The organism is Domibacillus robiginosus (assembly GCF_000966195.1).
Lineage (GTDB): Bacteria > Bacillota > Bacilli > Bacillales > Domibacillaceae > Domibacillus > Domibacillus robiginosus.
Genome location: NZ_LAHL01000076.1, coordinates 1 through 7,632 on the forward strand (window position 1 = coordinate 1; position 7,632 = coordinate 7,632).

At 42.3% G+C, this 7,632-nt stretch carries 6 protein-coding genes and 9 tRNA genes; 3 read left to right on the forward strand and 12 right to left on the reverse strand.

Annotated elements, in window-relative coordinates; all coding sequences use genetic code 11:
• From VP97_RS22200 to VP97_RS22210, 3 genes are all read right to left on the reverse strand, one after another.
• On the reverse strand, positions 1-766 hold a 766-nt coding region (locus tag VP97_RS22200; RefSeq protein ID WP_050184341.1), incomplete at its 3' end, for a DUF2642 domain-containing protein.
• Between the two features lie 141 nt (positions 767-907).
• Positions 908-1,426 (reverse strand): hypothetical protein, encoded by a 519-nt coding sequence (locus tag VP97_RS22205; protein ID WP_050184342.1) that lies wholly within the window; start codon positions 1,424-1,426, stop codon positions 908-910.
• Between the two features lie 280 nt (positions 1,427-1,706).
• A complete protein-coding gene (locus VP97_RS22210; protein WP_245629964.1) occupies positions 1,707-3,266 on the reverse strand; it encodes a UDP-N-acetylmuramoyl-L-alanyl-D-glutamate--2,6-diaminopimelate ligase in 1,560 nt (519 codons plus the stop codon).
• Between the two features lie 173 nt (positions 3,267-3,439).
• On the opposite strand from VP97_RS22210, the gene VP97_RS22215 reads away from it, so the two are divergent.
• From VP97_RS22215 to ald, 3 genes are all read left to right on the forward strand, one after another.
• Positions 3,440-3,985: a copper resistance CopC family protein gene (locus VP97_RS22215; protein ID WP_172656831.1), complete on the forward strand. Its 546-nt coding sequence runs from the start codon at positions 3,440-3,442 to the stop codon at positions 3,983-3,985.
• Positions 3,985-5,064: a copper resistance D family protein gene (locus VP97_RS22220; RefSeq protein WP_050184345.1), complete on the forward strand. Its 1,080-nt coding sequence runs from the start codon at positions 3,985-3,987 to the stop codon at positions 5,062-5,064. The genes VP97_RS22215 and VP97_RS22220 overlap by 1 nt, the downstream gene beginning before the upstream one ends.
• Positions 5,065-5,427: 363 nt before the next feature.
• Positions 5,428-6,555: an alanine dehydrogenase gene (gene ald / locus VP97_RS22230; protein WP_050184347.1), complete on the forward strand. Its 1,128-nt coding sequence runs from the start codon at positions 5,428-5,430 to the stop codon at positions 6,553-6,555.
• A gap of 113 nt (positions 6,556-6,668) precedes the next feature.
• Here the strand turns inward: ald and VP97_RS22235 are convergent.
• The 9 genes from VP97_RS22235 to VP97_RS22275 all read right to left on the reverse strand — a co-directional run bounded on the left by VP97_RS22235 (position 6,669) and on the right by VP97_RS22275 (position 7,606).
• Positions 6,669-6,752 (reverse strand) — tRNA-Leu (locus VP97_RS22235).
• A gap of 7 nt (positions 6,753-6,759) precedes the next feature.
• Positions 6,760-6,834: transfer RNA gene (locus VP97_RS22240), tRNA-Gly, on the reverse strand.
• A gap of 147 nt (positions 6,835-6,981) precedes the next feature.
• Positions 6,982-7,063, reverse strand: a tRNA-Leu gene (locus tag VP97_RS22245).
• Between the two features lie 10 nt (positions 7,064-7,073).
• Positions 7,074-7,148 (reverse strand) — tRNA-Gln (locus tag VP97_RS22250).
• A gap of 6 nt (positions 7,149-7,154) precedes the next feature.
• Positions 7,155-7,230 (reverse strand) — tRNA-His (locus VP97_RS22255).
• Positions 7,231-7,257: 27 nt separating this feature from the next.
• Positions 7,258-7,331: transfer RNA gene (locus tag VP97_RS22260), tRNA-Trp, on the reverse strand.
• Positions 7,332-7,337: 6 nt separating this feature from the next.
• A tRNA-Tyr gene (locus VP97_RS22265) sits at positions 7,338-7,421 on the reverse strand.
• Between the two features lie 23 nt (positions 7,422-7,444).
• Positions 7,445-7,518, reverse strand: a tRNA-Ile gene (locus VP97_RS22270).
• A 14-nt stretch (positions 7,519-7,532) separates the two neighbouring features.
• Positions 7,533-7,606: transfer RNA gene (locus VP97_RS22275), tRNA-Gly, on the reverse strand.
• Between the last annotated feature and the right edge of the window lie 26 nt (positions 7,607-7,632).

The window sequence follows — 7,632 nt, forward strand, 5'->3', positions numbered from 1 at the left end:
TTTGTGCTTCTGCCTGAAGGAGATACTCTTTTTCTTCCGGCTCATCCGGTTCTTGCTTGTCTTCCACGGATGCTTCGCTTTCTGTTATTTCATTTTGTACTTCTGCTTGAAGGAGGTGTTCTTTTTCTTCCGACTCATCCAGTTCTTCCTTGTCTTCCAGAAATGCTTCACTTTCTTCTATTTCATCTCTTGCTTCTACCTGAAGGGAGTACTCTTTTTCTTCCGGCTCCTCTAGCTCTTCCTTATCTTCTACGGGTGCTTCGTTTTCTGTTATTTCATCTCGTGCTTTTACCTGAGAAGAGAGCTCTTTTTCTTCCGGCTCATTTCTCTCTTTTTCCTCAGTTTCATAAACACCTGGAAATATATTAATAATACATGCATTTTGCATAATAATTTTTTCTTCTCCGCTAATTAAAATAAGGTGATCATCAAAGACCCTGCTTAAAAATCCCGTAACAAATTGATCGTTATAACAATTGACCGTCACCCAGCTATACTTACACTGTTCTAAAATTTCTTTAAGCTGCTCTGCCTGTAAGTAATCCTTCGCAATCACATTGGCCTGCACAGCCTTTGAATTTTTTGAAACAGATTTTACTTGTGCAAGATGATGATAAATGTATTTTTCTTCTGTAGTCTGTACGATTAGATAATCTTTTTTAACATCAACCATTGTTCCTTTCATTAGTGTGCCATCATTTGAAAAGACACCAACAGAATAGCCAATCAGCGATTTAAGTGCATCTGAAAAAAAAGGGCTTGACATCTCTATCCCCCTCACAAGTTAAAAATACCTTCTATCAAATAAAAGTCCCTTTGAACAAAGAGAATATGACATAATCACTTATCTCATTTCTTGTTCCAAAGAGACTCCAATTTCTTTCCTATTGAATATGATCAAGATTGATTAGTTGCTTTCTGTTTTTTGAGTTTCCTGCTCTTTTCCTTTCTTATCTGATTCGTCCTTTTCCTTTTTTTCTTTTTCCTCTTTTTCCGGATCTTCAATTTTCAAATCATAGCTAATGTTTTTAATATGGAACGTCGATACCCGAATAACTTCTTCATGAAAAACAATCGTGACATAGTCATCATTAATATCATCGAGCACTCCTTGATACTTCTCATGTCCGCCACGGTTAATTGTCACCCATTTGTACTTTAAATTATTCAGCACTTCTGTGAACACTTTTCCACCGATATATGCAAAATCTTCAGGGATAAGGAGGGTGAATTCAAGTCCTTTTTTTGTATTGTCAGTCAAGCTTTTAACATGGTGGCCTTTATAGTAAAGAACGCCGTCTTCTTTTGTAAGAAGCACAAAGTAATCTTCTTCCACGGTCAGTAATTGCCCCACTCGCGAATCATGACCACCTCGATTTACTTTAACAACTTTACCAACTAATGAACTTAAAATTTCTTTATTCATCTGCTTACTCCTCCTATTTAGAAAGTTCCCTGTAATTATATGCAGAAGGCGGGAGAAGGTACTGCTTCAACAGCGGATGTATTCTACTTTTTATTTTTCAAACAGTACTAATAAACGTGTTATGACTTAAAGCGATATACGCTGCATTTTTCAGAACATGCGGTATATACAGGTAAAAGCAACTAAAAAAGTCGCTTATCAGACTGAAAGCTTTTGTCTGATAAGCGACTTGGTTTTATTGAAAAATTCATTTTGAATTTTGTTTCCTTTGATCAACTTTTTATATTTGTGTTGCGCGGACGTCTTCTTCCCCCCTGAACTCCATTATTTCCAAGAGGTGATTTCCATTAAAAAATTCCTGAATAATGGCTTCGTCTGAATGGGGGATGTGTTCTCCTTTTACAATCTGGCACCCGTTAATACATCCACTCGTCAACAAAACCATGTCATTTGGACCACTTTCTTCAAGTGCACGAATCACGCCTTCCCGTCTTGTTGCAGCTGTTAAAATCGGCTCTTTTGGCTTTGAAAATCCACTGACTACATGCCTGATAATATCATTTGGATCATGCGGTCCCGGGTGATCCACTGTGACAACGATCGCATCCGCTTTTCCTTCTGCTGTACGCGCCATTTTCGGCATTTTACCAAAATCCCGAATACCGATACCAGCAATCATTGCAATCAAACGAGCGTGTGGAATCCGGCGCACCTCCGATAAAATTTGATCAAGTGCAACCGGGGTATGGGCATAATCAATTACTACTTTCCTGTTTTCCGGTCCATGAATCACTTGAAAACGTCCCTCTACCTGTTTCATATCGGGCAGAACAGAAATGATTTCGTCCATGCTGATACCAAGAGACAAAGCGGCGGCTATTGCTGCCGTAAGATTTCCAGCATTGTATTGTCCGTAAAGAGGTACGGATACGGGATACTTATGTCCATCATAAAGCAGGTGAAATGTCATGCCATGCTCATGATGCCGGCATTCCGTCCAAATTAAATCAGCTCCTGACGATTGCTTATGGCTGTAAGTGATTAAGCGGCCTTTAGCTGATTGAAGAATGTCCTCCGACATACCTGCATCATCCATATTCACAATGCTAACAACTGCCTGTTCAAACAACAGCAGCTTGGACTGCTTGTAATGCTCCATTGTTTTATGGTATTCCAAATGCTCCTCTGAAAAATTAGTGTGAATCGCTATATCAAATAAAATCCCTTCGACTCTCTTTTGATCAAGTGCGATCGAAGAAACTTCCATAGCTGCTGCTTCGTGATTCGATCTTTGCAGCTCCCTGAAAATAAAATGAATGTCAGAGGACATTGGCGTGGTTGGTGTACTTTTGTTATAAGACATTTTCCCGGTTGATTTCCAGATACCAGTTGTACCAAGCATCCCACATGGAATATGAAGCAGGTTGAACAAGCTTTGCACATAGGTGGCAACAGTTGTTTTGCCGTTTGTGCCAGTAACACCCACTTTAATGAGCCGTTCTTGCACGCGCTCATAAAAGTAATTTGACACGTGGGCCATCGCTGTGCGAGAATCCTGTACGGCCACAAATGTAATAGACGGAAACTGCTTGTGAAACGAATGAAGAATGGCTTCATCAGTTCCGACCACAGCAGCTGCGCCAGCTTCAATCGCCTGCTCAATATAAGCATGACCGTCCGTATTTTCTCCTGTAATAGCAAAAAAAGCAAAACCAGGCTGTATCGCCTGAGAGTTGTATGCAATTCCAGAAATCTTTGGGCTGGATGAGCCAAAAAGGCGGCTCACTGAAATGGCAGGTAGTTGTTTAAATGGGATATGCATGGATGTTCCTCTCTTCATTCGTCTTTTTACCTCTACTTCCCCGTTGCTTCTTTCTTTACTCCTTTTGTGAACAGTTTGTGTGCTTTTTCATCATTTTTTGACATCTTTGTGATCCGAGGGCGGTTTGGATTCGTTTTGTTTTAAATAGTGGTATAGTGTTTATGAACAAATCGCGAATTGAGGTGAATCAGTTGAAAAAATTATTTGTTTTTCTTTTTGGATTATTATTTCTGTTTTCGTCTACTGTATCCGCCCATACTGGATTGGAAAGTTCTTCTCCTGCGGATGGAGATACGATAACGGATTCGATTCAGGATCTTTCTCTAACATTTGAAACACCGATTGAACAGGAAAGCACCTTTACACTGCAAAATGATGCGGGGGAGGTTGCGCTCGAAAATGTTCAAGTAAACAACAATGTATTAAGCGGATCAGCAGCAGTACCGCTGGAAAATGGAAGCTATACAGTTAACTGGCGTATTGTTGGTGAAGACGGCCATTTAATTGAAGGAACGTACGGATTTACGGTAGCAGCCGAGCAGACGGAGGAACCGGCCCAAGAAGCAGCACCAGAAGAAGCAGATGAGGAAATAACAACGGACCAAGCCAATGAACAGCCGGCTGCTGATGTACAGGAAGAAGAAAGCACTTCCTTTTCTATGCCTATTGTGATTGGGATTATTGTAGTTGTTGCGCTGCTTGCCATTATTTTGTTAATGAGAAAAGGAAAAAAATGATGACTGTGCTTTATGCATCGGAAACACTTTTATACAGCTGTTTTTCCTTGTTGATGGGCGCTTTCCTTATTCAGCTAGTTCCCGCGCATAAAAAGCCATCGATCCTCGTTCGGGAGCGGTGGCTTTATGCGGCTGTAGGCGGCATCGCTCTTTTTGCTTTTGTACCAGTCGCGGTGTTGATTGTGGAACTTGCGTCCGGCAGCAGCTTAATGCCTGTAGCACAAACGGTAATCCTCGGTTTTACTATCGGAAAATCATGGGCGTTTACTTGTACTGTTGCCCTTTTTTTTGCTTTATATGTATTTACATTCCCCGTTTTAACAGACAAACGCTTTACAGTAGGCGGGCTGGTTTTTATTCTTATCCTGATCGTGTCTATCAGCTGGTCAAGCCATGCTGCTTCTCTAACAGAATGGACCGGTATTCTTTCTCACGCTTTGCATTTTACAGCTGTATCAGTCTGGATAGGTATTTTGCTTCTAGCAGGCTGGTTTTCACGTAATGAAGCTAATTGGCTTGCTTTTTTAAGATGGTTCTCACCGCTGGCAGCTGCTTGTTTTGTTTTAACGGCAGTATCCGGCTTTTGGATGATGACCATGATTTTGGACGTGCGTGACTATGCAAGTGACTGGTCTCTGAATTACGGACAAGCACTCCTGATCAAGCATTTGCTTCTGCTGCCAGTTTTGCTGTTTGCATTCATAAACGGTTTTTTACTCAAGCAGAAACTTCAAAATGGACAAATGGTACATCCAAAGCCATGGGTAAGGACAGAAAGTTTCGTTCTGTTATTTGTTTTTACAACGACTGCGTTTCTCGGTCAGCAGGAACCTCCTCACGCTGCAAGCGAGAATAGTTATTCTCCCTTGTTTGCTTTTTTTTACAATGGTGCTCTGCCGCCAGATCTGCCCTTGTCCCTTGGCTGGTCCTCAATGAGTATACTACTTACTTTTTTATCCTTTCTGTTTTTAGTTATTGGCTTTTGGGGATATCGAAAAAAAGAAGCCGGCATCACTTTTTTAATGAGCATGCTGCTTGTGTTCTCTCTTTATCTTGCTTTCATTACCAGCCTTTCATAAGAACACCCCGCTTTTTATTCAGGCGGGGTTTTTTAAAATTAATTATTGTTTTATGTTCCCTTTTTGCTTTAATTAAGCTTTATGCTAATTTCTCTTTTACTTCTCGTTAGATTTTCTCACAATATTTTTTTGACTTACATAACTGTACAAAGACTTATCTTCAAAAATAAAATTTTTGTTTACACTTATGGCAAATGCGATGACTAAAGTATAGTAATCGCTTACAAAAACACAGTTTAAAAAAGTCGTTTTTTCATTTGTGTTTTTCAACAAATGTTCTTCTTTATTTTTAATATTCAGAACGATGTCATTTCTTTCTTTTTCTCCTACAATAAAAACAATAAACATGAGAGGATGATCGATATGTTAATTGGGATTCCAGCTGAAATTAAAAATAATGAAAACCGTGTAGCCATTACACCGTCAGGAGTCGCTTCGCTTGTAGCTGCCGGCCACCAGGTGATAATCGAAAAAGGAGCCGGCCTTGGCAGCGGCTTTACAGATGAGGAATACGAGCAGTATGGTGCTCAGGTCCTCGATTCAGCAAAGGATGTCTGGAGTCGGGCAGAGATGGTGATGAAAGTAAAAGAACCGCTTGCTTCTGAATACCAGTACTTCCGTAAAGATCTTCTTCTTTTCACTTATTTACATCTTGCCGCTGAACCGGAACTTACCAAAGCGCTCGTCGACAGCGGTGTAACTGGGATTGCCTACGAAACAGTAACAGCAGGCGGGACGCTGCCACTTCTTTCGCCAATGAGTGAGGTTGCTGGACGTATGTCTACTCAAATCGGTGCTCAATTTTTAGAAAAAAACAATGGCGGGAAAGGGGTTCTTCTTGGTGGAGTTCCAGGAGTGAAGCGAAGCCGCGTAACTATTATTGGCGGTGGCATGGTTGGTACGAACGCAGCGCGTATTGCCGTTGGACTTGGTGCAGATGTTACCATCATTGACTTGAGTGCAGACCGCCTTCGCCAGATTGAAGAAATCTTCGGAGCAAGCGTTCAAACCCTTATGTCCAATCCGTTAAACATCGCCGAATCAGTTAAAGAATCTGACCTTGTTATCGGTGCTGTTTTAATTCCAGGTGCCAAGGCACCAAAGCTTGTTACAGAAGAAATGGTAAAATCTATGTCTCCTGGTTCAGTAATCGTTGATGTGGCAATTGATCAAGGCGGTATTTTCGAAACGGTGGACCGGATTACGACTCACACAAACCCAACTTATGAAAAACATGAAGTTGTACATTATGCGGTGGCAAATATGCCAGGAGCTGTTCCGCGCACCTCTACCATTGCACTGACCAATGTTACAGTGCCCTATGCTCTTCAAATCGCAAATAAGGGCTTTGAGCAGGCTATTAAGCAGAGTACAGCTCTGGAAAGCGGCGTGAACACATATGGAGGCTATGTAACGTTTGAAGCCGTTGCCCGCGATTTAGGATACGAATTCAAAAGTGTGAAAACATTGCTTGATTCTTTAACGGTTTAAATAAAAAGGCTGCCTTCCAAGCGGGAAGCAGCCTTTTGTTCTGGTATACCAGGATAGAGTATTTTTTGTATAAAAAAACAGCATCTGCTAGAAACAGATGCTGTTTTAGATGATACCGGCGGCCGGGGTCGAACCGGCACTCCCGTGAAGGAACTGGATTTTGAGTCCAGCGCGTCTGCCAATTCCGCCACGCCGGCATATCAGTGGAGCGGAAGACGGGATTCGAACCCGCGACCCCCACCTTGGCAAGGTGATGTTCTACCACTGAACTACTTCCGCACTTGAACAGGATGTTCTCATTTGTCCGTTGCATAAAGGACGTGTACAATTATAAGAGAAGTTCCTATTCATGGAAGACTTTATAAGAAGTCTTTTATCAAGGATACAGGCTGACAAAAGCATTTGCTTTTGTCAGCCTGTTAAAGATGCGGGTGAAGGGACTTGAACCCCCACGCCTTGCGGCGCCAGATCCTAAGTCTGGTGCGTCTGCCAATTCCGCCACACCCGCATATATAAAATGGCTGGGCTAGAAGGATTCGAACCTTCGCGTGACGGAGTCAAAGTCCGTTGCCTTACCGCTTGGCTATAGCCCATTTATATGGGGCGATCGAGGGGAATCGAACCCCCGAATGTCGGAGCCACAATCCGATGCGTTAACCACTTCGCCACGACCGCCATAATTATTCACTTAATATAATTGATTGGCAGGGGCAGTAGGAATCGAACCCACACTGGAGGTTTTGGAGACCTCAGTTCTACCTTTAAACTATGCCCCTAAAAACTGGTGGAGGGGGGCAGATTCGAACTGCCGAACCCGAAGGAGCGGATTTACAGTCCGCCGCGTTTAGCCACTTCGCTACCCCTCCAGTATATGAACTTACATAAAAAATGGGCCTGAATGGACTCGAACCATCGACCTCACGCTTATCAGGCGTGCGCTCTAACCAGCTGAGCTACAGGCCCATTATCAAAAATAATGGAGCGGGTGATGGGAATCGAACCCACGACATCAGCTTGGAAGGCTGAGGTTTTACCATTAAACTACACCCGCGTGTTGTTAAAATGGTGGCTCAGGAC

Coding starts and splice junctions, on each gene's coding strand:
- VP97_RS22205 (WP_050184342.1), bottom strand. CDS start 1,426: ATGAATAAAGAAATTTTAAGTTCATTAGTTGGTAAAGTTGTTAAAGTA.
- ald (WP_050184347.1), top strand. CDS start 5,428: ATGTTAATTGGGATTCCAGCTGAAATTAAAAATAATGAAAACCGTGTA.
- VP97_RS22220 (WP_050184345.1), top strand. CDS start 3,985: ATGACTGTGCTTTATGCATCGGAAACACTTTTATACAGCTGTTTTTCC.
- VP97_RS22210 (WP_245629964.1), bottom strand. CDS start 3,266: ATGAAGAGAGGAACATCCATGCATATCCCATTTAAACAACTACCTGCC.